The sequence below is a fragment of the Bradyrhizobium sp. 17 genome (assembly GCF_023073515.1).
GTDB classification, from domain to species: domain Bacteria; phylum Pseudomonadota; class Alphaproteobacteria; order Rhizobiales; family Xanthobacteraceae; genus Bradyrhizobium; species Bradyrhizobium canariense_D.
On the sequence record NZ_JADPJQ010000067.1, the window covers coordinates 151,764 to 172,002 of the forward strand.

A 20,239-nucleotide genomic window follows, 5' to 3' on the forward strand; every position below is an offset into this window, starting at 1 on the left:
CTGGCGAATGCGGCATCTGCGTCAACCGGCGCGGTGCCGGTGACTTTCGTTGGGGCGAGGGAGGCCAAAGAGAACTCGGCTCCCGGGAGAGCACGGCATAAGCCGTCCAACCATCGCGCAGGGAAGGCCGAGTGATTGGCTACACCTGTATGCTGCTGTGCGGTTCTCTCTGCGTGTGCTTTTCGCGCAGCGGACCGCGGGTGCCAGCCGGCACCCGGCCTTCCCTGCGCCCTCTTGGACAAGAGGGTGAAGCGACGAAGCAAAGCTCGGGCGAAACACGCCGCGAGGATGCGAAGCTGTGTCTGTAATCGTTCTAGCCGCCGAGTATCCGCTGGCAAGCGTCGACAAACACCTGGGCGCCGGTGACGATGTCGACGTCGGCGGTGTTCTCGGTCCAGTGATGACTGATGCCGCCGATCGACGGTACGAACAGCATGCCCGCGGGCATGATTGTCGCCAGCATCTGCGCGTCGTGGCCGGCGCCGCTGGGCATGCGGATGGACCGTCCGCCGGCCAGGGCCTTGCTCGCGGCTTCGATCGCGTCCTGGATGCCCGCGTTCATCATGGCCGGCGCACCGGTGCGCAGTTTGTCCACGGTGACGGTGCAGGGGCCGTTCGCGCTGACCTCGTCCGCCATGCTCCGCAGCAGTTCTTCCAGCCGTGCGACGACGGAAGGATCGTCGTCGCGGATCTGGAACAGCATTTCGGCCGCACCCGGAATGATGCTCGGTGCGCCCGGATCGAGCGTGATGCGGCCGGTGGTCCAGACCGTGCGCAGGCCGCAGCTCTCGGGGAAACGCTTGTCGATCGCGACGCAGAACTTTGCCAGCGCCAGCCCGGCATCCTTCCGTGCAGCCATGCGGGTCGTGCCGGCGTGATTCTGTTCACCGACGAAATTGATCTGGTATTGCCAGATGCCGACGATGGAGGTGACGACGCCGATCGCAAGGCGACCGCTTTCGAGCGTGTCGCCCTGCTCGATATGGGCTTCCAGATATCCGACGTGCCGGCCCGGCTCGGCGGCGATGCGTGGTCGTCCTGCGAGCCCCATGTCGGCAAGTGCGGCCCGCATGGTGCGGCCGCTGGTGCGGTCGCGTGCGGCATCGATGTCGGTCTCGGTCAATTGGCCGACATAGGAGCGCGAACCGAGAAAGTGTCCAAAGTGTCCTTCCTCGTCGCACCAGGCGGCAACCTCGACCGCGCCTTCGAGCGAGGGATCGGCATTGAGCACGCGGGCCGCTTCGAGCGCGTAGACGACCCCGAGCGGGCCGTCGAGCCAGCCGGCGTAGTTCTGGCTTTCGAGGTGCGATCCCGCGAGCAGCTTGGGTCCCGACTTTGCGCTGGTGCCAAAGACATTGCCGATGCCGTCGATCGCGGCGGAGAGGCCTGCGTCGGGCAGCTTCTGCACCAGCCAATCCAGCGAAAGCTTGTGCGGCTCGGAGAAGGTCGGCTTGTGCACGCCGGTCTTGTACGCGCCAATGGCACGGAGCGCATTGAGATCGGCGAGAACGCGCTCGCCGTTTGCGCGTGAAAAGGTGTTAGGCATGCTCGGCAACCTTCAACGCCTCGGTGCGGATCTCCTCGACCAGCCGTTCCTTCAACTGCACAAATTCGGGCGTGGTCTTGATCTTGTAGGAGCGCGGATGCGGCAGGTCCACATTGATCTCGGCCTTGATGCGGCCGGGACGCGCGCTCATGACGATGACGCGGCTGCCGAGGAAGATCGCTTCCTCGATGTCGTGGGTCACGAACAGCACGGTCTTCTGGTCGCGCTCCCAGATCCCGAGCAGCATTTCCTGCATCAGGGCTCTCGTCTGGTTGTCGAGCGCGCCGAAGGGCTCGTCGAGCAGCAGGATCTTGGGATCATTGGCGAGCGCGCGCGCGATCGCGGTGCGCTGCTGCATGCCGCCGGAGAGCTGCTTTGGCCAATGGTTCTCAAAGCCGGACAAACCGACCTGGCGGATGAAGGCATCGGCGACCTTGTTTCGCTCCACCTCGGGCACGCCGCGCTCGCGAAGGCCGAAGGCGATGTTCTCGCGCACCGTCAGCCAGGGAAACAGCGTGTAGGACTGGAACACCATGCCGCGGTCGGCGCCCGGGCCAGTCACCTCGCGTCCGTCGAGCACCACACGTCCGCCGGTCGGGCGATCGAGGCCGGCGACGATGCGAAGCAGCGTGGACTTGCCGCAGCCGGAAGGGCCGAGGATGGTGACGAAGTCGTTGTTGCCGATCACAAGGTCGGTCGGCTCCAGCGCCCTCGTTGGCGCGTTGCCGTGGCGCGCGGGAAAAGTTCGCGAGACCTGTTCGATCTTGAGGATCGTCATGCGAGCCTCCAGGGAAACAGCCACGCGTTGAACGCCTTGAACAGGAAGTCCGAGACGAGGCCGATCAGCCCGATCACGATGATGCCGAAGATGATCTGGCCGGTGTTGAGCAGCGCCTGGCTGTCGGTGATCATGTGGCCGATGCCGGAGGAGGAGCCGATCAGTTCGGCGACGATGACATAGGTCCAGGCCCAGCCCAGCACCAGCCGCAGGATCTCGGCGATCTCCGGCGCGGAAGAGGGCAACAGCACGCGGCGGATGATGCCGCGGTCGCTGGCTCCCAGCGTATAGGCCGCCTCGACCAGGTCGCGCCGCGTGGTGCCGACGGTCACCGCGATCATCAGGATGATCTGGAACACCGAGCCGATGAAGATGACGAGCAGCTTCTGCAGCTCGCCGATGCCTGCCCACAGGATCAGGAGGGGAATGAAGGCGGAGGCCGGCAAATAGCGCGCAAAGGAAACGAACGGTTCGAGGAAGGCCTCGACCGGCTTGTACGCGCCCATCAGCACGCCGAACGGCACCGCGATGATTGCGGCCAGCACGAAGCCGCCGACGACGCGCCAGATCGTCATGCCGATGTCGAACAGGAAGCCCTGTTTGATGATCAGATCGACGCCTTCCTGCACCATGGTCAGCGGGTTGGCGAGGAACACCTTCGACACATGGCCGCCGAAGGTCGCCCAGGACCAGAGGGCTACGAACACCACGAAGAACGCAAGGCCGTAAGCCACGCGCTGCCTTGACGTCACGGGATCGAGGGGACGCATCAAACTGTCTATCCGGGCGGTGAACAAGTTTGCCGGCCCCGCGGCGAGACGGGGCCGGCGGCTCCTGGGAGATTTACTTGATATAGCTGGCGTCGAAGAGATCCTCGACCTTCGGCGCGGCCTTGATGATCCCGATCTCGAGCAGGAGGTCGGCGGCCTCCTTGTTGAAGGTCAGGAAATCGCCGGCGAAGAATTTCTGGTTCGCGGCCTTGTCCTGCCAGCGCAGATATTTTGCCGAGTTGCCGAACGCCTCGCCGCTCTGCTTCACGTCGGCACCCATGATCTCGTAGGCCTTGGCCTGGTCCTTGGCGATCATGTCGAGGGCCTCGAAATAGCTGTCGGCGAGCGCCTTGGCGGCCTTCGGGTTCTCGGTGAGGAATTTCGGCGTGCAGCCGAACGTGTCCATGACCATCGGATAGTCGAGCGTGGTCGCGATGATCTTGCCCTTGTCGGGGGCGGCACGAACCGTCGACAGATACGGCTCATAGGTCATCGCGGCATCGTTCTGGCCGGAGACAAAGGCCTGTGCCGCCGCCGCCGGCTCGAGGTTCACGACAGTGACGTCCTTCACCGACAAGCCGTTCTTCTTGAGCATCCAGGCCAGCGCGAAATAGGGCGAGGTACCGGGCGCGGAAGCAGCAACCGTCTTGCCCTTCAGATCCTTGATCGCGGCAAGCTCGTTGCGCACGGCCATGCCGTCGGCGCCGTAGCTCTTGTCGAGCTGGAAGATCTGCTTGGTCGCGACGCCGTTGGCGTTCCAGGAGATCCAGGTCTCCACGGTGGTCGCCGCGCACTGGACGTCGCCGGACGCGATCGCGAGATGGCGATCCTTCTGCGGAATCTTCTTGATGGTGACGTCGAGGCCGTTCTTCTTGAAAATGCCGGCTTCCTTCGCCAGCGTCAGCGGCGCGAACCCGGTCCATCCGGAAATGCCGACGCCGACCTTGACGTCGTCGGCGAGCACGGGGGTGGAGACCGCAAGTGCAATGACTGCCGCAAATACTTTCGAACTACGCATGATTGTCGTCCTCTTGCCGATCGATGGATTGACGTCCTGTTGATCTTGGTCGGTCCTCGCGGACCGTTGCCCGAAGCTTTGCACGATTTGTGCCGACATCGTCCTCTCAGCCTCCCTTGAATCGGGCGACAAGGCGGTGAGAGTCACCGGGATAGAGCAGCCGCACGGCGGTGATCGTGCGCGCGCTGCGCCAGGTATAGCGGTCGATCACGAGGCAGGGCGCGCCGACGGCGATGTCGAGCGCTTCGGCCGTGCGATCGTCCGCAACGATAGCGCTGATCGTATGCTCGGCCTCTGTCCATGGCACATGGTGAAGCAGCCACGAGCCGGGCGGCTCACGCGAAAAATCCGCGGCCGCCGCATCCGGCACCGACGCGAGATCGATCAGCCGGTCCTCGACGGCGAACGGCACGTTGTCGGCGCTGTGGCGGCAGGTGATCGCGACGACCTTGCCGGCCTTCTTGACGCCGAGGCGGTCGCGGTCGGCAGCCGTTGCGGCGCGGAGCTTGCGGCCGATCAGCTCGTAGCCGTAAGCGCGCCCGAGCGCGGTGATCTCGGCGCGCATGTCGGCGATCTTGAGCACGGCGGATTGATGTTGCGGGCGTCGCACGAAGGAGCCGGCACGTCGCCGCCGCTCGATCAGGTCGGCTTGCGCGAGCTCCGACAGCGCCTTGTTCACGGTCATGCGCGAGCAGCCGTAACGCGCCACCAGTTCGTGCTCGAACGGGATGCGATGCCCGGGCGGCCACTCGCCGGTCAGAATGCGCTTCTCGATATCGGCGCGGATCCGCTTGTAGAGCGTCGGCTTGTCGCCGGCATCTGTGGCGAGGCTCATGCGACGAGCCTCCGCACCGATGCGTTGAAGTGTTCGCGCGCGGCCTGGCGCAGTCTGTGCCGCCCGCCTTCGACGACCTTGTCGCCGCCGGCCCAGACGCAATCGATCGCGCCGTTGCCCCCAGCGAAGATCCAGCCGTCGATGGCGGCATCGCGCGCGCGCCCCGCCAGCGAGGGATGCGTGATGTCGAGCGTGACGATGTCGGCGCGTGCACCTGGCGTCAGACCGACTGACATCTGGGCTAGTGCCCGCGCACCGCCTGCAAGCGCATGATCGAACAGGGCGCGTCCCGTCGAGCGGCCTGCGCCGGCAGAGAGCACGTTGCGTTCACGGTGCTTGAGCCGTTGGCCATATTCGAGCTGACGCAGCTCGTCGGCGACGCCGACCAGCACATTGGAATCCGTGCCGACGCCAAAGGCACCGCCGGCACCGACGAATTCGCGCGCCGGGAAAATGCCATCACCAAGGCTTGCCTCGGTGATGGGGCAGAGGCCGGCGACCGCACCGGTCCTAGCGAAGGCGCGGACTTCCTCGTCCGTGGTGTGGGTGGCGTGAATGAGGCACCAGCGTTGATCGACGGGTGCGTGCTCCAGCAACCATTGCACCGGACGTCGTCCGGACCACGCCAGGCAATCCTCGACTTCCTTCACCTGCTCGGCGGCATGAATGTGCACCGGGCCGCCCTCCGCGAGTGGAATGATCGGTGCAAGCTCGGCCGGCGTCACCGCGCGCAAACTGTGCGGCGCGATGCCGATATTCGCGCCCGGCAGTCGTTCAATCGCCTTGCGCGAGGCAGCCATCAGTGCGGAAAATTGATCAACCGTACAGATGAAGCGGCGCTGGCCGGCATGCGGTGCTGCGCCCCCAAATGAGCCATGCGCATAAAAACTCGGCAGCAGCGTCAGCGCAATACCCGAAGCTTCGGCGGCCTGCGCGATGCGTGCGGCCATTTCGCCGATGTCGGCGTAGGGCGAGCCGTCGCGATCATGATGCAGATAATGGAATTCGCCGACGCGGGTAAAACCCTGCTCCAACATCTCGACATAAAGCAGTGTCGCGACCGCTGCGACGTCGTCAGGCGTCATCGCCAGCGCGAAGCGGTACATCGTCTCGCGCCAGGTCCAGAAGGTGTCGGTGCTATCGCCGCGCAGTTCCGCGAGACCCGCCATGCCGCGCTGGAAAGCGTGGCTGTGCAGGCTCGCAAGTCCCGGAAACGCGATGTCGTGGCGTTCATCGCCGGAGACCGGCGCCATGCCCGGCGTCACCTCGGCGATCGCGCCGGCGGTGATCACCACCTGCACGTCATTGGCCCAGCCCGAGGGCAGGAGCGCGGAGGCGAAATGCAGTCGTGTCATGTTTCCATGCCGGCTGGACAGAACCGCGACACGATTATATGTCTAGACATATAAGTCAAGCATCCCACGCGAAGGGACAGTTGCATGGCAGAACGCTTCGACCGGATCTGGCATAACGCCCGGCTCGCCACGATGCGGGCCGATGGTCCCGATCTCGGTGAGATCGAGCACGGCGTGATCGCCGCGCTCGGCGGCCGTATCGCTTATGCGGGTTCGCAGACCGATTTTCCGGCGAGCGCCGATGCAGCCGACCGGATCGATTGCGGAGGGCGCTGGATCACGCCCGGTCTCGTCGACTGTCACACCCATCTGGTCTATGGCGGTAACCGCGCCCATGAGTTCGAGCTGCGCCTGAAGGGCGCGAGCTACGAAGAGATCGCGCGCGCCGGCGGCGGTATCGTCTCGACAGTGGCCGCGACGCGCAAGGCAAGCGAGGCCGAGCTCGTAGCACACGCGCTGCCGCGGCTCGATGCGCTGATTGCCGAGGGTGCCACCACGGTCGAGATCAAGTCCGGCTACGGCTTGGACACCGAGACCGAGATGCGGCAGCTGGCCGCCGCGCGAAGCCTGGGCCGTCAGCGGCCGGTCGCGATCCGCACGTCGTTTCTCGGCGCGCATGCGCTGCCGCCAGAGGCCGATGGCGACAAGGATCGCTACATCGATCTCGTCTGCAGGGAGATGTTGCCGGCGGTCGCGAAGGCGGGCCTCGCCGATGCCGTCGATGCCTTCATGGAGGGGATCGCATTTTCCGGCGAGCAGACGGGGCGGGTGTTCGAGACGGCGAGGCGGCTCGGACTTCCGGTTAAGCTGCATGCTGACCAGCTCTCGAACCTCGGCGGGGCTGCGCTCGCCGCAAAATTCTCGGCGCTCTCGGCCGATCACCTCGAGCACACCGACGAAGCCGGTGCAGCGGCGATAGCGAAGGCCGGAACGGTGGCCGTGCTTCTGCCCGGCGCCTTCTACTTCATCCGCGAGACGCAAAAACCGCCGGTCGAGGCGTTCCGCAAGCACGGCGTTGCCATGGCGCTCGCGACCGACTGCAATCCGGGCAGCTCGCCGCTGACCTCGCTGCTGCTCGCCATGAACATGGGCGCGACGCTGTTCCGGATGAATGTGGCCGAGTGCCTTGTGGGTGTCACCCGCGAAGGCGCGCGAGCGCTCGGCGTGCTCAATGATACCGGCACGTTAGAGGCCGGCAAATGGTGCGACCTTGCGATCTGGGACATCGATCGCCCCGCCGAGCTGGTGTACCGTATCGGCTTCAATCCGCTTCACCGCCGGGTGTGGAGGGGACAGTGATGGAGGAGAGCACAGCGATCGTCGTCAAGCCGGGAACGGTTAGCCTCGACGATCTCGCGCGCGTGCTCGAAGGCGCATCTGTCGTTCTCGATCCCTCGTTCTGGCCGCGCGTCGACGCGGCCGCGGGGATCGTTGCAAGGGCTGCGCGAGCCGACGTCCCCGTGTACGGGATCAACACCGGCTTCGGGAAGCTGGCGTCGAAGCGGATTCCACCTGACCAGACCGCGCTGCTCCAGCGCAATCTCATCGTCTCGCATTGCTGCGGCGTCGGTGCGGCGACGCCCGAGCCGATTGTCCGGCTGATGATGGCGCTGAAGATCATCTCGCTCGGGCGCGGTGCTTCCGGCGTGCGCCGCGAGGTGATCGAGCAGCTGCAGGCCATGCTGGCGCGGCGCGTCTCACCGCTGGTGCCGCAGCAGGGTTCGGTCGGTGCTTCTGGCGATCTCGCGCCGCTCGCGCATATGACCGCTGTGATGATCGGCGAAGGACAGGCGTTCGTCGACGGCAAGAGCGTATCAGGCAGCGACGCGCTCGCCGCAGCCGGCCTACCGCCACTGACGCTCAGTCCCAAGGAAGGGCTCGCGCTGATCAACGGCACGCAATTCTCCACTGCCTACGCCGTCTCCGGCGTGCTGCGCGCATTTCGCCTGGCCCGCGCCGCGCTCGTCACCGGCGCGCTGTCGGTCGATGCCGCGATGGCTTCGACGGCGCCGTTCCGCCCCGAAATCCAGGCGCTGCGCGGCCATTCGGGACAGATCGCGGCCGCGGCAACCTTGATGGCGCTGCTCGACGGCAGCGACATCCGCCTGTCGCATCTCGAAGGCGACGAGCGCGTGCAGGACCCCTATTGCCTGCGCTGCCAGCCGCAGGTCGCAGGCGCGGCGCTCGACCTGATCCTGCAGGCGGCGCGGACGCTGATTATCGAGGCCAATGCCGTCACCGATAATCCGCTTGTCCTGGTCGAGACCGGCGAGATCGTCTCCGGCGGCAACTTCCATGCCGAACCGGTGGCTTTTGCCGCGGATACCATCGCGCTGGCGCTGTCGGAAATCGGTGCGATCAGCGAGCGGCGCATCGCGACGCTGGTCGATCCCGCGCTCAATTTCGGCCTGCCGCCGTTCCTCACTCCCGATCCCGGTATCAATTCCGGCTTCATGATCGCCGAGGTGACGGCGGCCGCACTCTATGCCGAGAACAAGCAGCGCGCGGCCGTGTGCTCGATCGATTCGACGCCGACCAGCGCCAACCAGGAAGACCATGTCTCGATGGCCGCGCATGCTGCACGGCGCCTGTCTGACATGGCGGACAATCTCGCCACCATCCTGGGCATTGAGCTGCTGGTCGCCGCCCAAGGCATCACGCTGCGCGCGCCGCATGCGACCAGCGCGCCGCTCGCCGCCGTCATCGCCGCACTGCGCGAGCAGGTGCCGCAGCTCGGCGCCGACCGCTACATGGCCGGCGATCTCGCCAGGGCTGCAGCGCTGGTCGAAGCCGACGCGCTGCCGGCTGCGGCGCTCGCCGTACTGTCAACTGACCCGTTTCCGACACTTGCCTGACGAGGTGTTCCGCATGAACCGCCGACTGGACAACGACCGCACCATCCGCGCGCCCCGCGGCAGCGAAATCAGCGCCAAGAGCTGGTTGACCGAAGCTCCCTTGCGCATGCTCATGAACAATCTCGATCCCGACGTTGCAGAACGTCCGAGCGAGCTCGTCGTCTATGGCGGCATCGGCCGCGCCGCGCGCGACTGGGAGAGCTTTGACCGGATCGTTGCTTCGCTGCGCGAGCTCGAGGACGACCAGACGCTGCTGGTCCAGTCCGGCAAGCCGGTTGGCGTGTTCCGCACTCATGCCGACGCGCCGCGCGTCCTGATCGCGAATTCCAACATCGTGCCGCACTGGGCGACGCTCGATCATTTCAACGAGCTCGATCGCAAGGGCCTGATGATGTACGGCCAGATGACGGCGGGTTCCTGGATCTATATCGGCAGCCAGGGCATCGTGCAGGGCACCTACGAAACCTTCGTTGAAGTTGGCCGCCGCCACTATGGCGGCAGCCTCGCCGGCAAATGGATTCTGACGGCCGGTCTCGGCGGCATGGGCGGCGCGCAGCCGCTGGCTGCGACCATGGCCGGGGCCTCGATGCTGGCGGTCGAATGCCAGCCGAGCCGCATCGAGATGCGTCTGCGCACCGGGTATCTCGATCGCCAGGCCGCAACGCTGGACGAGGCGCTTGCGATCATGGCCGACGCAGCGAAGACGAAGAAGGCGGTCTCGGTCGGCCTGCTCGGCAATGCCGCGGAGATTTTTCCCGAGCTGGTCCGCCGTGGCGTCAGGCCCGACATCGTCACCGATCAGACCAGCGCGCACGATCCGATCAACGGCTATTTGCCGAAGGGCTGGACGCTCGCCGAGTGGGAAGCCAAGCGCGCTGCCGACCCCAAGGCCGTGGAGCGCGCCTCGAAGACCTCGATGGTTGAGCACGTCCAGGCCATGCTGGATTTCCATGCACTGGGCATTCCGACCCTCGACTATGGCAACAATATTCGCCAGATGGCGCAGGACATGGGCCTGAAGAATGCCTTCGATTTTCCCGGCTTCGTTCCCGCCTATATCCGTCCCTTGTTCTGCCGCGGCGTCGGGCCGTTCCGCTGGGCCGCGCTGTCGGGCGATCCCGAGGACATCTTCAAGACCGACGCCAAGGTCAAGGAGCTGATGCCTGACGACAAGCATCTGCACAATTGGCTCGACATGGCCAGGGAGCGCATCAAGTTCCAGGGCCTGCCGGCGCGGATCTGCTGGGTCGGGCTCGGCGATCGCGATCGCCTGGGCCTTGCCTTCAATGAGATGGTGGCGCGCGGCGAATTGAAGGCACCCATCGTGATTGGCCGCGATCATCTCGACAGCGGTTCAGTGGCGAGCCCCAACCGCGAAACCGAAGCGATGAAGGACGGGTCGGACGCTGTGTCCGACTGGCCCTTGCTCAACGCCCTGCTCAATTGCGCCAGCGGCGCGACCTGGGTGTCGCTGCATCACGGTGGCGGCGTCGGCATCGGCTATTCCCAGCATGCCGGCATGGTGATCGTCGCCGACGGTACGCCGGAAGCGGCGAAGCGGATCGCGCGCGTGCTCTGGAACGACCCTGCCAGCGGCGTCATGCGCCACGCCGACGCGGGCTACGACACCGCGATCGACTGCGCCCGCGACAAAGGGCTCGACCTGCCGAGCCTGCGCTAGGCGCGACTTAGGCCACGACCCTGGCTTCGGCGCTGCCGAGGCGCTGGCGTTCCTTTGCGAGATACTCGTCGATCGCGTCGCCGTGCATGGGCTTTGCGAAGTAGTAGCCCTGGATGAAGTCGCATCCCAGCCGGCCTGGAGTAACCGTGCCTGCCCGTTTTGAGCATGGCGGCCATAGCCGCAACGCGGCCGGCTGAGGTTTGACCGCGCACAGTCGGCTCGTCATACTTTGCGCCAAGGCGAGCCAGAAAGACTCGTCGGTATCGGGAGCTGAAATGACCAAATCATTCTCCGTCCTTGCGGGGACGCTGATTTCCGTCGTCTCCTTCACTTCGATTGCCTTCTCGCAGCCGGCCTGCGTCACCCAGAACATGGCCGTGCCGCCTGGGGCCAACACCACCGACAAGGCGGGCCCGTTCTTCATTGATACGACGGGTCTTGACTTCAAGACGGCGCCTCCGACGCGCGATCCATCCAATCCCAATTATCCACGCGCCACAGAGCTTCCTGACGGAACGCTGCCGCCACCGGGTGCCGAGGGCAATTTCATCATCGGTCCCACCCACAATCCTGCGCCGGAGACGATCGCGAAGGAGGGCGTGCCGCGTGGGACGACAAAGTCCTTCACGCTGTCGTCGAAGGAGAGCACCATCTACAATCCTGGCCTGATCCGCGATGACGCCGCCGGCTGCACCAATTCCTCGATCATGACGACCGTCACGGCGCCGGACGACAAGTCGCACATGATCGTCACCACCAGCCATCCCGGCGTCTGGTCGCGCACCATCGACGTCTATGTGCCGGCGCAATATGTGCGCGGCAGCGAGGCGCCGTTCATCGTGGTCGGCGACGGCGGCTCCAACGCCTACAAGGACCTCGCCGTCACGCTCGACAATCTGATCGCGCAGCGCCGCGTGCCGCCGATGATCGCGATTCAGATCGGCAATGGCGGGCAGGACGCGCAGGGCAGTCAGCGTGGCCGCGAATATGACGCGGTGTCAGGTGCCTACGCGCAGTTCGTCGAGCGTGAAGTGCTGCCGCTGGTCGAAAAGAACGCCGATGTCAAGCTGACCAGAAATCCCGATGGGCGTGCGACCATGGGGCTGAGTTCGAGCGGTGTGGCCGCCTTCACCATGGCGTGGTTCTATCCGGATCTCTATCACCGCGTGCTGGCGTTCTCGCCGACCATGGTCAACCAGCAATGGCCGCACGACCCGTCGCTGCGCGGCGGTGCCTGGGAGTATCACAGCGCATGGACGGGGCCAGCCACACCCCATCTCATCTCCAAGGCGGGCGTGCTCACGCCGGCCGAGCCGCCCGGCCTGCCGCTGATCGTCGCCGCGCCGACCAAGCCGATCCGGTTCTGGTTCTTCGGCGGCGACCAGGACCTGTTCTATCCGAACCCCACCATTCCCGATGGCATGCACGACTGGACCCTCTCCAACGCGCTGATGGCCAAGGTGCTCGCGGAGAAGGGCTACCACTATCAGTTTCTGTTCGTCCGCAACGCCAAGCACGTCGACCGTCCCACGATCGCGCAGACGCTGCCGTCGGCGCTGGAGTGGGTCTGGAAGGGCTATCCTATCCCCTGAGCGAAAGTAGCCTAGCGCCCGATCGTCACGCCGGCGGTCGAGCGCATGGCGTCCTTGAGGCTCGTCGCGTTCTTGTCGTCGAGGACCTCTCGCGTCAGCACGGTGGTCTGGCCGGGCGTGTTGAGGATCGTCTCTCCGCGCGAAAAGGAGAGGCGGTCGGCCTTGTAGGGTGAGGCCTGATCGGTCGTGGGCGCATGGCGTTTACTGGATGCGGCGAAGGCTCCTTGCGAGACGCAGAGGACGACAATCACGACCAGTCGCAACGATCTTGCGGGCATGCGATCTCCCAAATTCAGGGCGTTAGCCTAGCATATGGGCTGCTCGTCACTGGAATAAAGGGTCAGGCGAGAGCGGCCTGGCGTTCCCGCATTAATTCGCGGACCGGATCGGGTTTCCCCGGCTCGGCGAGCCGTGTAAAACTGCGCTGGCTTGCATGCGCGGGGGCTTCGACAATCACGCCTTCGCAGACGATCTGTCCGCCGAGCATCCGGAATTCCAGCTTGTCGTAGCGCGGCATCGTCTCGCCGGGCGCGGGCGGCAGCAGCCCGACGCTGCCCTGGATGTTCAGCGTGGCATCATCGGCGCCGTGGAGGCGGGGATTCCACATCCTGATCCCGGTCTCCGCCCAGCGCTGCCGGATTAGCGCGGCGCGGTCGGCGGGCTCTGCGGCTCTCACGCGAGCTTTCGGTGCATACGGGATCTCCGGAGCCGGAGACACGAGGGCCGGAGCTGGCTCGATAGTTGTGACGACGCCGAGCGTCTCGGTGGAGTCTTCCGCGGCGCCGGGGGAAGGATCGCTCTCGATGCTATCCTCAGGGACATGCTCCGGCGAGATGTCGCGATCGGCGAACGCGACACACGTGTCGTCGAGAGTCGAGGAAGTATCCACGTCGACGACCAGAGCGATGGCGTCAACCGTGACGACCTCGACATCGACAGAAGAGGCCTTCTCCGCCACAACGGGCTCAACGTCGGCCGAAAGTTCGGAAGTTGGATCGCTGTTGATGATGAGTTCGGGGACGTCGACCGCTTCGCGCACGACGTCGATAGTCGCGACCGAAACTTCCACGACGATCGGCTCGACTTCCGTCGGCGTCTCCTGGGATGAATCGTCGCTGCCGCTGACATCGGCTGGCGTTTCCGACGGGCTCTCCGCGATGACAGGGCTGGAGGTGTTGTCTTCGGCGGCTGAAGCCGCGACCGGGACGTCGCAGTGCGACGTATCCGCGTTGATGCTGGTGTCGAGAGCCGGAGCCGTATCTGCAATTTCTGCAACAATGGCGGGTGAGGCGTCTACTGCGTCAGGCGTGACGTCGATGCTGCCACCGTGCGGCGCGGGGCGAAGCCGGGTGAACGCCCATTTCACCGCGGCGATGCGGCGCAGCAACGATATCAGTCTCGAAAGCACTGGGAGTTGTCCAAGAGGTACTCGGCTTGAGGCCATCGCTGATTCGCCAGCAATGTAAAAATCCCCGGCTGTCACACTGATGTCAATGTAGGTAGGACCAATTGCAGAACATCCACGCCTTCAGGGCGCGCGGCTGCGATTTAGCCGGCGTGACTGTAACCAAGGTGCAGCCCCGCCAATACGCTTCGTTCGACACCAACACCTTCGCACATGACATCGACAAGCTTTGACGGCACAAAGGTTCTGGAGAGGGGACGATCGCCCCTCTCCAGGATTTTCGATCGATACCGGCCTACTTTCCGGCGCCGGAGCCGGAGCCAGCGCCGCCGCCGGCCTGGCTGCCCATGTTATTGGTGTTGCTGCCGCCGGCCGACGGGGTCTGCTTGCCCTTGCTGTCGGCGGCCTCGTTCTGCATGTTCGACGACGCGCCGGTTGTCATGCCCTTGGTCGCGGGGCCCCGCGACGAAGGGCCAACGTCGCCCTGGCCGGATGCGCCTGGGGCGGGTTGTGTCTGCGCAAAGGCGCCGCCGGTCGCCAGCGCCATGATGCACGCGGATGCCAAAATGATCTTCTTCATCTGGTTTCCTCCTGGGTTGCCTTGACGACAACTTGCGCGCGGAGCGGACGTTCCTCACTTAGGAGCGCCGCGAGGCTCATGACCAAGCGCATTGCGGCGCTGTCGAGGTTCCCTGTACAGCTCTATCGACGGTAAAGTTTGGAACATCGAGCATCTTGTGTAAGGACGAGGCATGAAAAGGATAATGACTCTCGGAGCGGTTCTGCTCTGGTCCACCATCGCGTTCGCACAGGAGCGCACCATTACTGTGGCCTCGACGACGTCGACGGAACAGTCGGGGCTGTTCGGTTACTTGCTGCCGCTGTTCTCGAAGGCCAGAGACGTTGACGTGAAGGTCGTTGCCGTCGGTACGGGTCAGGCGCTCGACATCGGGCGGCGCGGCGATGCAGATGTCGTGTTCGTCCATGACAGGCCTGCCGAAGACAAGTTCATGTCCGAAGGCGAGGGCGTGAAGCGCTTCGACGTCATGTACAACGACTTCGTCATTGTCGGGCCGAAGAGCGATCCCGCCAAGATCGCCGGCGGCAAGGATGTGGCCGAGGCGCTGCGCAAGATCGCGGCCGTGAAGGCGCCGTTCATCTCGCGCGGCGACAAGTCCGGCACGCACGCGGCCGAACTGCGGCTGTGGAAGGAGGCAGGCATCGACCTCGGTGCCGCCAAGGACGGCTGGTATCGCGAGATTGGCCAGGGCATGGGTCCAGCACTGAACATGGCGTCGTCGTCGAACGCCTATCTGCTGTCGGACCGCGGCACCTGGTTGTCATTCAAGAACCGCGGCGACCTTGCCGTCCTCACCGAAGGCGACAAGCGGCTGTTCAACCAGTACGGCGTCATGCTGGTCAATCCGGCCAAGCATTCGAACGTGAAGGCGCGGGACGGGCAGGCCTTCGTCGACTGGCTGATCTCTCCTGGGGGGCAGGAGGCCATCGCGGGCTACAAGGTCGGGGGCGAGCAGCTATTTTTCCCCAACGCGTCCCACTAGCAGGAAGGCGACGGTCGACACTGCGACGCTGAGTGCGAGCAGGATCAGCCCGAGCCCGAGCGCCAGCGGCAGGTCGCCCTTGCTGGTCTCCAGCGCGATCGCGGTCGTCATCGTGCGCGTGAAACCGCGAATATTGCCACCGACGATGAGGATGGCGCCGACCTCGGCGATCGCGCGCCCGAAGGCTGCGAGAAAGGCCGTCAGCAGCGAGGTCCGGCCCAGCGCGAACAGCAAGCCGATGCTGCGTAGCGTTGACAGCCCGTCGATCCGTGCGAGGTCGCCATACTCCGCCCACAGCAGGCTCGCCGGCCGGTGCACCAGTGCGACCACGATCGGTGTGGCGAGCAGCGTCTGCGCGACCACCATGGCCGCCGGCGTGAACAACAGGCCGGCGGCCCCGAGCGGGCCCGAGCGCGACAGCAGAAGATAGAGCGCGAGCCCGACCACGACCGGCGGAAGGCCAAGCAAGGCATTGGTCAGGACGATGATGACCTGCCGCCCACGGAACCGGGTGATCGCAAGCAGCGCCCCGAACGGCGCCCCGATCAGAAGCGCGAGGATGCTGGCAGTCAGGCTGACGCGCACCGACAGCCCGACGATGCCCAAAAGCTCTGCGTCGGCCTCGCCGATCAGTGTGAATGCGGCGCCGATGGATCGCGCGAAGTCGTTCATCCGTGCCCGAGCTTCGGCGCCCGCCACGATGCCTCGGGTGCGCCGATTTCGGGACTGCGGGGGTGATTCACGTATATTTCCCTGAGGGCAGCGTCGTGCAAGGCAGCGGCGGAGCGGTTTGGTAACCCGAATTTGACCGGAAATCAAAGCCTTGCGCGGCATGGGTACGAGGTGGCGTTCGGCCTCATCTTTTGCCCGATGCGGGGACGGTCGGGGCTCAGATCAAGCCGCGCAGCACTTCAACGAGCCGGGCACACTCGGCCTCCGTTCCGATCGTGATGCGCAGAAAGTCCTCGATGCGCGGCTTTCCGAAATGCCGGACCAGAACGCCACGCTGGCGAAGCGCTGCCGCGAGATCTGCTCCGCTCCGGCTTCGATGGCGCGCGAAAACGAAGTTGGCGAGCGACGGCAGCACATCGAAGCCGAGTTGTCTGAGATCGCGGGCCAAGGTTTCGCGGCTTGCGATGATACGGGCACGGGTGTCTCGGAACCAGCCGTCGTCCTCGATCGCGGCGACGGCGCCGGCGATCGCGAGGCAATCGAGCGGATAGGAGTTGAAGCTGTCCTTCACCCGTTCCAGCGCTTCGATCAGCGGTCGTTGGCCGATGGCAAAACCAACCCGCAGGCCAGCGAGCGAGCGCGACTTCGAGAAAGTCTGGATAACCAGCAGATTGTCGTGGCGTGCAACCAGCGGCACGGCGCTCTCGGCGCCGAAATCGACATAGGCCTCGTCCACCACCACCAGCCGGTCCGGCTGTTCGGCGAGCAGCCATGCGATGGCGTCGCGCTGAAGGGCGATGCCGGTTGGAGCGTTCGGATTGCAGAGCAGGATGGCGCTCGATGGTCGCCTGTAGTCGGAGATATCGATCCTCATCGCAGCATCGAGCGGCACCTCGTCATGCGTTATTCCATAGAGGCCGCAATAGACAGGGTAGAAGCTGTAGGTGACGTCGGGGAATAGAAGCGGTGGTTCGTGCTTCAGAAGTGCCTGGAAGGTGTGGGCCAGCACCTCGTCGGAGCCGTTGCCGACGAACACTTGCTCGGGCGCCACATCGCAATGGGCCGCGATGGCCTCGCGCAGGCGCGTTGCGCGCGGATCGGGATAAAGGCGCAGCCGCTCCGCGGCCGATGCGATCGCCGCCAGCACGCGCGGCGAGGGCGGGTAGGGATTCTCGTTGGTATTGAGCTTGACGATGCCGTCCTGCTTGGTCTGCTCGCCGGGGACATAGGGCGAAAGCGTGTGGACGACTGGACTCCAGAAACGGCTCATGAGCTCCAATCCGAATTTGATCGGGGCACAGTAGGGTATGCGGGAGCCCGGTGGAAGTGCGCCTGCGTTCAGCATTGCAGGCAAATCCGCACGAGGCTTACTGCCGGAGACGTTCCCGCAAGCGCGACCCCTATGCTAGGGTCATTGCACCACCGCCCAGAATGAAAAAGAACGAAGGCCGGCGCGCCCCAAGGCGCGCAACGGCCGAAAAGAGAGGAACACATGCCGGGTGCAGCCCTTCCCACCGCCCCCTCGATTCCGAGCGCGCCGGTGACGTCAGCCGTTCTCGACCGCTTGCGGGCCATCGTCGGCGACAAAGGCCTGATCGTGGACGAGCAGGACAAGCTGCCCTTCGTGACCGACTGGCGCGGCACGCTGGCGGGGCAGGCCGCGGCGATCGTGCGTCCGGCCATCACCGCGGAAGTCTCCGCTGTCGTCAAGCTCTGCTACGACAACGGCATTGCCATCGTTCCGCAAGGTGGCAACACCGGCCTGATGGGCGGTGCCACGCCGTGGCCCATGCACCGCGGCATCGTGCTGTCGCTTGGTCGCATGAACCAGGTGCTGAATATCGATCCCGTCGGCTATGCTATGACTGTGGAGGCGGGCTGCATCCTCGAGACGCTTCAGGACACAGCCGCGCGCCACGACCGCCTCTTTCCGCTCAGCCTCGGTGCTCAGGGCTCGTGCATGATCGGGGGTAATCTGTCCACCAATGCCGGCGGCGTGCAGGTGCTGCGTTATGGCAATGCGCGAAATCTGGTGTTGGGTCTCGAGGTCGTGCTGGCTAACGGCGATATCTGGGACGGCCTGCGCGCACTCAAGAAGGACAACACCGGCTATGACCTCAAGCATCTGTTCATGGGCGCCGAAGGGACGCTCGGCATCATCACCAAGGCGGTGCTGAAACTCTGGCCGGCGCCGAAAGACGTGTGCACGGCATGGCTCGCAATTCGCGATCCCAAGGCAGCCATCGACCTTCTGTCGGAGGCGCATGCCGCTTCCGATGACAATGTCGGCTCCTGTGAGCTCATCAGCCGTGCGTGCACCGACATGGTGCTGCGCCACATTCCCGGCACCCAGGATCCCCTCAAGGCTGAGACGGAATGGTATCTCCTTCTCGAATGGTCATCGGCACGGCCACGGCAGGACGGAGGCACGGGCATGTCGGACAGGATGGAGCAGTTCTTGGCCGACCAACTCGAGACGGGCCGGGTGCTGGATGCGGTGATCGCGCAAACCGAAGCGCAGTCGCGCAACATGTGGCGGATTCGCGAGAGCGTGGCCGAGGCATCGCGCACCGAAGGTCCGGGCTTGAGCTACGACGTGTCGGTCGCGGTCTCCAGGATTCCCGAGTTCATCGACAGCGGTCTCGAGGCCGTACTCGCAATCCTGCCGGCGATCCGCCCCTATCCGCTCGGCCACATCGGAGACGGCAATGTGCACTTCTCCTTCATGGGCCCGAAGGGCATGGACCGCGATACGCTCTCCCAATATTCCGCGGCGATCACACGGGCCGTCAACGACCTCGTCACCTTCATGGGCGGCTCGATCTCGGCGGAACATGGCATCGGCATCGAAAAGCTCGACGAGCTCCAGCACTACCGTTCCCGGACCGAGCTCGACATCATGCGCACGATCAAGCGGGCGCTCGATCCCAAGAACATCATGAATCCGGGCAAGGTGCTTCGTCTCGGTTGAGCTGTGCCCACCTCAAGCCCGGTGCTCCCGAACGCTCGGCGCTCACGGAGACGGATGCCGCGGATAGGCCGGGCCAAACAGCCGGGGGCGTCAAATCATGCCGTGTGGCGGCCGAAAGGCGGCTTTATTCCCGCCTTGGATGCTTTAAGGAAGGGACAGGATCAGGTCGCACCCGCCCGGGGGCGGTGCTAGACCCTGATGCAGGAACAAAGGGGCGGGCCGGCATGGCACGTCCGCAAGGATGAAGGATTTGAGGCAATGATCCAAAGCGTTGGCATCATCGGGGCAGGCACCATGGGGAACGGCATCGCGCAGATCTGTGCCGCGGCCGGGCTTTCGGTCGTGATGGTCGATATTTCCGATGCGGCGGTGAACCGCGGGATTTCGACGGTTGGCGGCAGCCTCGAGCGCCTGGTCAAGAAGGAGAAGATGTCGGCGGGCGATCGCGACGCCACGCTCAAGCGCATCACCGGCACCACCGACCGCGCCAAGCTCGTCGATTGCGATCTCGTCATCGAGGCCGCGACCGAGAACGAGGAACTCAAGGTCAAGATCCTGAAGGATCTCTGTGCGACGCTGTCGCCACGCACGCTGCTCGCCACGAACACCTCGTCGATCTCGATCACGAAGCTCGCCGCGGCGACCGACCGTCCCGACCGATTCATCGGCATGCACTTCTTCAATCCGGTTCCAGTTATGGCGCTGCTGGAGCTCATCCGCGGCTTGCAGACCTCCGACGACACCCACGCCAAGGCGCTCGATTTGGCCAAGCGCGTCGGCAAGGTGGCGATCACGGCCAAGAACAGCCCGGGCTTTGCCGTCAACCGCATCCTTTGTCCGATGATCAACGAGGCGATCTTCGCGCTGCAGGAGGGGATTGCGACGGCGGAAGAGATCGATGCCGGCATGAAGCTCGGCTGCAACCATCCGATCGGCCCGTTGGCGCTCGCCGATCTCGTCGGGCTCGACACCATGTTGTCGGTGATGGAGGTCTTTTACAAAGGCTTCAACGACCCCAAATACCGTCCGGCCCCCTTGCTCAAGGAAATGGTCGATGCCGGCCATCTCGGCCGCAAGACGGGGCAGGGCTTTTATACCTACAGCGCCTGACAACGGCGCGGGCGGCGGGCGTTGAGTGTGCTCGCCGCCAGACCCCGCGATTTGCGCTGCGACAAAGACGCCGCGCGCAATCGGCCCGA

The 20,239-nt window shown here is 64.9% G+C and carries 20 protein-coding genes; 8 read left to right on the forward strand and 12 right to left on the reverse strand.

Translation table 11 applies throughout. The annotated features are described in order from the left end of the window. Nucleotides 1–313: 313 nt before the first annotated feature. The 6 genes from IVB13_RS12815 to IVB13_RS12840 form a co-directional block, all read right to left on the reverse strand. Nucleotides 314–1,546: a Zn-dependent hydrolase gene (locus IVB13_RS12815; protein ID WP_018460331.1), complete on the reverse strand. Its 1,233-nt coding sequence runs from the start codon at nucleotides 1,544–1,546 to the stop codon at nucleotides 314–316. Next, nucleotides 1,539–2,324: an ABC transporter ATP-binding protein gene (locus IVB13_RS12820; RefSeq protein WP_018460330.1), complete on the reverse strand. Its 786-nt coding sequence runs from the start codon at nucleotides 2,322–2,324 to the stop codon at nucleotides 1,539–1,541. Before IVB13_RS12820 ends, IVB13_RS12815 begins: the two co-directional genes overlap by 8 nt. Next, complete coding sequence (locus IVB13_RS12825) at nucleotides 2,321–3,094, reverse strand: ABC transporter permease (protein ID WP_007601313.1); 774 nt, start codon at nucleotides 3,092–3,094, stop codon at nucleotides 2,321–2,323. The genes IVB13_RS12820 and IVB13_RS12825 overlap by 4 nt, the downstream gene beginning before the upstream one ends. Before the next feature lie 73 nt (nucleotides 3,095–3,167). Next, nucleotides 3,168–4,112, reverse strand: a complete 945-nt coding sequence (locus IVB13_RS12830) for an ABC transporter substrate-binding protein (RefSeq protein WP_026234003.1) — start codon at nucleotides 4,110–4,112, stop codon at nucleotides 3,168–3,170. Between the two features lie 106 nt (nucleotides 4,113–4,218). Continuing rightward, nucleotides 4,219–4,947, reverse strand: a complete 729-nt coding sequence (gene hutC / locus IVB13_RS12835) for a histidine utilization repressor (protein ID WP_018460328.1) — start codon at nucleotides 4,945–4,947, stop codon at nucleotides 4,219–4,221. Beyond that, nucleotides 4,944–6,302, reverse strand: coding sequence for a formimidoylglutamate deiminase (locus tag IVB13_RS12840; protein WP_018460327.1), 1,359 nt, complete (start codon nucleotides 6,300–6,302; stop codon nucleotides 4,944–4,946). The genes hutC and IVB13_RS12840 overlap by 4 nt, the downstream gene beginning before the upstream one ends. Nucleotides 6,303–6,386: 84 nt before the next feature. Here IVB13_RS12840 and hutI point away from each other — a divergent pair, with 84 nt between their 5' ends. Genes hutI through hutU form a run of 3 tightly spaced genes read left to right on the forward strand, consistent with a single transcriptional unit; the run spans nucleotide 6,387 to nucleotide 10,838 of the window. Continuing rightward, on the forward strand, nucleotides 6,387–7,601 hold the full coding sequence (gene hutI / locus IVB13_RS12845) for an imidazolonepropionase (RefSeq protein WP_247489082.1): 1,215 nt from the start codon (nucleotides 6,387–6,389) through the stop codon (nucleotides 7,599–7,601). Next, nucleotides 7,601–9,157, forward strand: coding sequence for a histidine ammonia-lyase (gene hutH / locus IVB13_RS12850; RefSeq protein ID WP_018460325.1), 1,557 nt, complete (start codon nucleotides 7,601–7,603; stop codon nucleotides 9,155–9,157). The genes hutI and hutH overlap by 1 nt, the downstream gene beginning before the upstream one ends. A 13-nt stretch (nucleotides 9,158–9,170) precedes the next feature. Continuing rightward, a complete protein-coding gene (gene hutU, locus IVB13_RS12855) occupies nucleotides 9,171–10,838 on the forward strand; it encodes a urocanate hydratase (RefSeq protein WP_026234001.1) in 1,668 nt (555 codons plus the stop codon). Nucleotides 10,839–10,845: 7 nt separating this feature from the next. Here the strand turns inward: hutU and IVB13_RS12860 are convergent, their stop codons facing one another. Continuing rightward, nucleotides 10,846–11,064: a hypothetical protein gene (locus IVB13_RS12860; protein ID WP_143273219.1), complete on the reverse strand. Its 219-nt coding sequence runs from the start codon at nucleotides 11,062–11,064 to the stop codon at nucleotides 10,846–10,848. Nucleotides 11,065–11,113: 49 nt separating this feature from the next. Here IVB13_RS12860 and IVB13_RS12865 point away from each other — a divergent pair, with 49 nt between their 5' ends. Continuing rightward, entirely contained in the window at nucleotides 11,114–12,430 is a 1,317-nt protein-coding gene (locus IVB13_RS12865; protein ID WP_247295114.1) for an alpha/beta hydrolase-fold protein, read from the forward strand. 11 nt (nucleotides 12,431–12,441) lie between these two features. Here IVB13_RS12865 and IVB13_RS12870 read toward each other — a convergent pair whose 3' ends face one another. Continuing rightward, complete coding sequence (locus tag IVB13_RS12870) at nucleotides 12,442–12,708, reverse strand: Plug domain-containing protein (RefSeq protein WP_018460323.1); 267 nt, start codon at nucleotides 12,706–12,708, stop codon at nucleotides 12,442–12,444. A 62-nt stretch (nucleotides 12,709–12,770) separates the two neighbouring features. Further along, nucleotides 12,771–13,817, reverse strand: coding sequence for a hypothetical protein (locus IVB13_RS12875; protein ID WP_018460322.1), 1,047 nt, complete (start codon nucleotides 13,815–13,817; stop codon nucleotides 12,771–12,773). A 122-nt stretch (nucleotides 13,818–13,939) separates the two neighbouring features. Here IVB13_RS12875 and IVB13_RS40180 point away from each other — a divergent pair, with 122 nt between their 5' ends. After that, the gene (locus tag IVB13_RS40180; protein WP_018460321.1) at nucleotides 13,940–14,068 is read left to right on the forward strand and encodes a hypothetical protein; all 129 of its coding nucleotides are present in this window, start codon (nucleotides 13,940–13,942) and stop codon (nucleotides 14,066–14,068) included. A 62-nt stretch (nucleotides 14,069–14,130) separates the two neighbouring features. Here IVB13_RS40180 and IVB13_RS12880 read toward each other — a convergent pair whose 3' ends face one another. Continuing rightward, nucleotides 14,131–14,415 carry a hypothetical protein gene (locus tag IVB13_RS12880; protein ID WP_018460320.1) on the reverse strand — a complete coding sequence of 95 codons (285 nt, stop codon included), beginning with the start codon at nucleotides 14,413–14,415 and terminating at the stop codon, nucleotides 14,131–14,133. Between the two features lie 172 nt (nucleotides 14,416–14,587). Between IVB13_RS12880 and IVB13_RS12885 the strand changes: the two genes are divergently transcribed. Further along, nucleotides 14,588–15,397, forward strand: coding sequence for a substrate-binding domain-containing protein (locus tag IVB13_RS12885; RefSeq protein ID WP_026234000.1), 810 nt, complete (start codon nucleotides 14,588–14,590; stop codon nucleotides 15,395–15,397). Here IVB13_RS12885 and IVB13_RS12890 read toward each other — a convergent pair. Both IVB13_RS12890 and hisC read right to left on the reverse strand, forming a co-directional pair. After that, entirely contained in the window at nucleotides 15,371–16,069 is a 699-nt protein-coding gene (locus tag IVB13_RS12890; RefSeq protein WP_018460318.1) for an ABC transporter permease, read from the reverse strand. The two genes, IVB13_RS12885 and IVB13_RS12890, sit on opposite strands and share 27 nt — an antisense overlap. Before the next feature lie 217 nt (nucleotides 16,070–16,286). Next, the gene (gene hisC, locus IVB13_RS12895) at nucleotides 16,287–17,339 is read right to left on the reverse strand and encodes a histidinol-phosphate transaminase (protein ID WP_026233999.1); all 1,053 of its coding nucleotides are present in this window, start codon (nucleotides 17,337–17,339) and stop codon (nucleotides 16,287–16,289) included. A gap of 222 nt (nucleotides 17,340–17,561) precedes the next feature. Between hisC and IVB13_RS12900 the strand changes: the two genes are divergently transcribed. Continuing rightward, nucleotides 17,562–19,040 (forward strand): FAD-binding oxidoreductase, encoded by a 1,479-nt coding sequence (locus IVB13_RS12900; RefSeq protein ID WP_026233998.1) that lies wholly within the window; start codon nucleotides 17,562–17,564, stop codon nucleotides 19,038–19,040. Between the two features lie 258 nt (nucleotides 19,041–19,298). Beyond that, nucleotides 19,299–20,150 (forward strand): 3-hydroxybutyryl-CoA dehydrogenase, encoded by an 852-nt coding sequence (locus IVB13_RS12905; RefSeq protein WP_018460315.1) that lies wholly within the window; start codon nucleotides 19,299–19,301, stop codon nucleotides 20,148–20,150. The last annotated feature ends 89 nt before the right edge of the window (nucleotides 20,151–20,239 follow it).

Bases quoted from the DNA above. Each gene is read 5' to 3' on its own strand.
- hutH (WP_018460325.1), top strand. From the start codon at position 7,601: ATGGAGGAGAGCACAGCGATCGTCGTCAAGCCGGGAACGGTTAGCCTC.
- hutU (WP_026234001.1), top strand. From the start codon at position 9,171: ATGAACCGCCGACTGGACAACGACCGCACCATCCGCGCGCCCCGCGGC.
- IVB13_RS12860 (WP_143273219.1), bottom strand. From the start codon at position 11,064: ATGACGAGCCGACTGTGCGCGGTCAAACCTCAGCCGGCCGCGTTGCGG.
- IVB13_RS12830 (WP_026234003.1), bottom strand. From the start codon at position 4,112: ATGCGTAGTTCGAAAGTATTTGCGGCAGTCATTGCACTTGCGGTCTCC.
- IVB13_RS12840 (WP_018460327.1), bottom strand. From the start codon at position 6,302: ATGACACGACTGCATTTCGCCTCCGCGCTCCTGCCCTCGGGCTGGGCC.
- IVB13_RS12865 (WP_247295114.1), top strand. From the start codon at position 11,114: ATGACCAAATCATTCTCCGTCCTTGCGGGGACGCTGATTTCCGTCGTC.
- IVB13_RS12900 (WP_026233998.1), top strand. From the start codon at position 17,562: ATGCCGGGTGCAGCCCTTCCCACCGCCCCCTCGATTCCGAGCGCGCCG.
- IVB13_RS12880 (WP_018460320.1), bottom strand. From the start codon at position 14,415: ATGAAGAAGATCATTTTGGCATCCGCGTGCATCATGGCGCTGGCGACC.
- IVB13_RS12890 (WP_018460318.1), bottom strand. From the start codon at position 16,069: ATGAACGACTTCGCGCGATCCATCGGCGCCGCATTCACACTGATCGGC.
- IVB13_RS12885 (WP_026234000.1), top strand. From the start codon at position 14,588: ATGAAAAGGATAATGACTCTCGGAGCGGTTCTGCTCTGGTCCACCATC.
- hisC (WP_026233999.1), bottom strand. From the start codon at position 17,339: ATGAGCCGTTTCTGGAGTCCAGTCGTCCACACGCTTTCGCCCTATGTC.
- hutI (WP_247489082.1), top strand. From the start codon at position 6,387: ATGGCAGAACGCTTCGACCGGATCTGGCATAACGCCCGGCTCGCCACG.
- IVB13_RS12820 (WP_018460330.1), bottom strand. From the start codon at position 2,324: ATGACGATCCTCAAGATCGAACAGGTCTCGCGAACTTTTCCCGCGCGC.
- IVB13_RS12870 (WP_018460323.1), bottom strand. From the start codon at position 12,708: ATGCCCGCAAGATCGTTGCGACTGGTCGTGATTGTCGTCCTCTGCGTC.
- hutC (WP_018460328.1), bottom strand. From the start codon at position 4,947: ATGAGCCTCGCCACAGATGCCGGCGACAAGCCGACGCTCTACAAGCGG.
- IVB13_RS12815 (WP_018460331.1), bottom strand. From the start codon at position 1,546: ATGCCTAACACCTTTTCACGCGCAAACGGCGAGCGCGTTCTCGCCGAT.
- IVB13_RS12905 (WP_018460315.1), top strand. From the start codon at position 19,299: ATGATCCAAAGCGTTGGCATCATCGGGGCAGGCACCATGGGGAACGGC.
- IVB13_RS12825 (WP_007601313.1), bottom strand. From the start codon at position 3,094: ATGCGTCCCCTCGATCCCGTGACGTCAAGGCAGCGCGTGGCTTACGGC.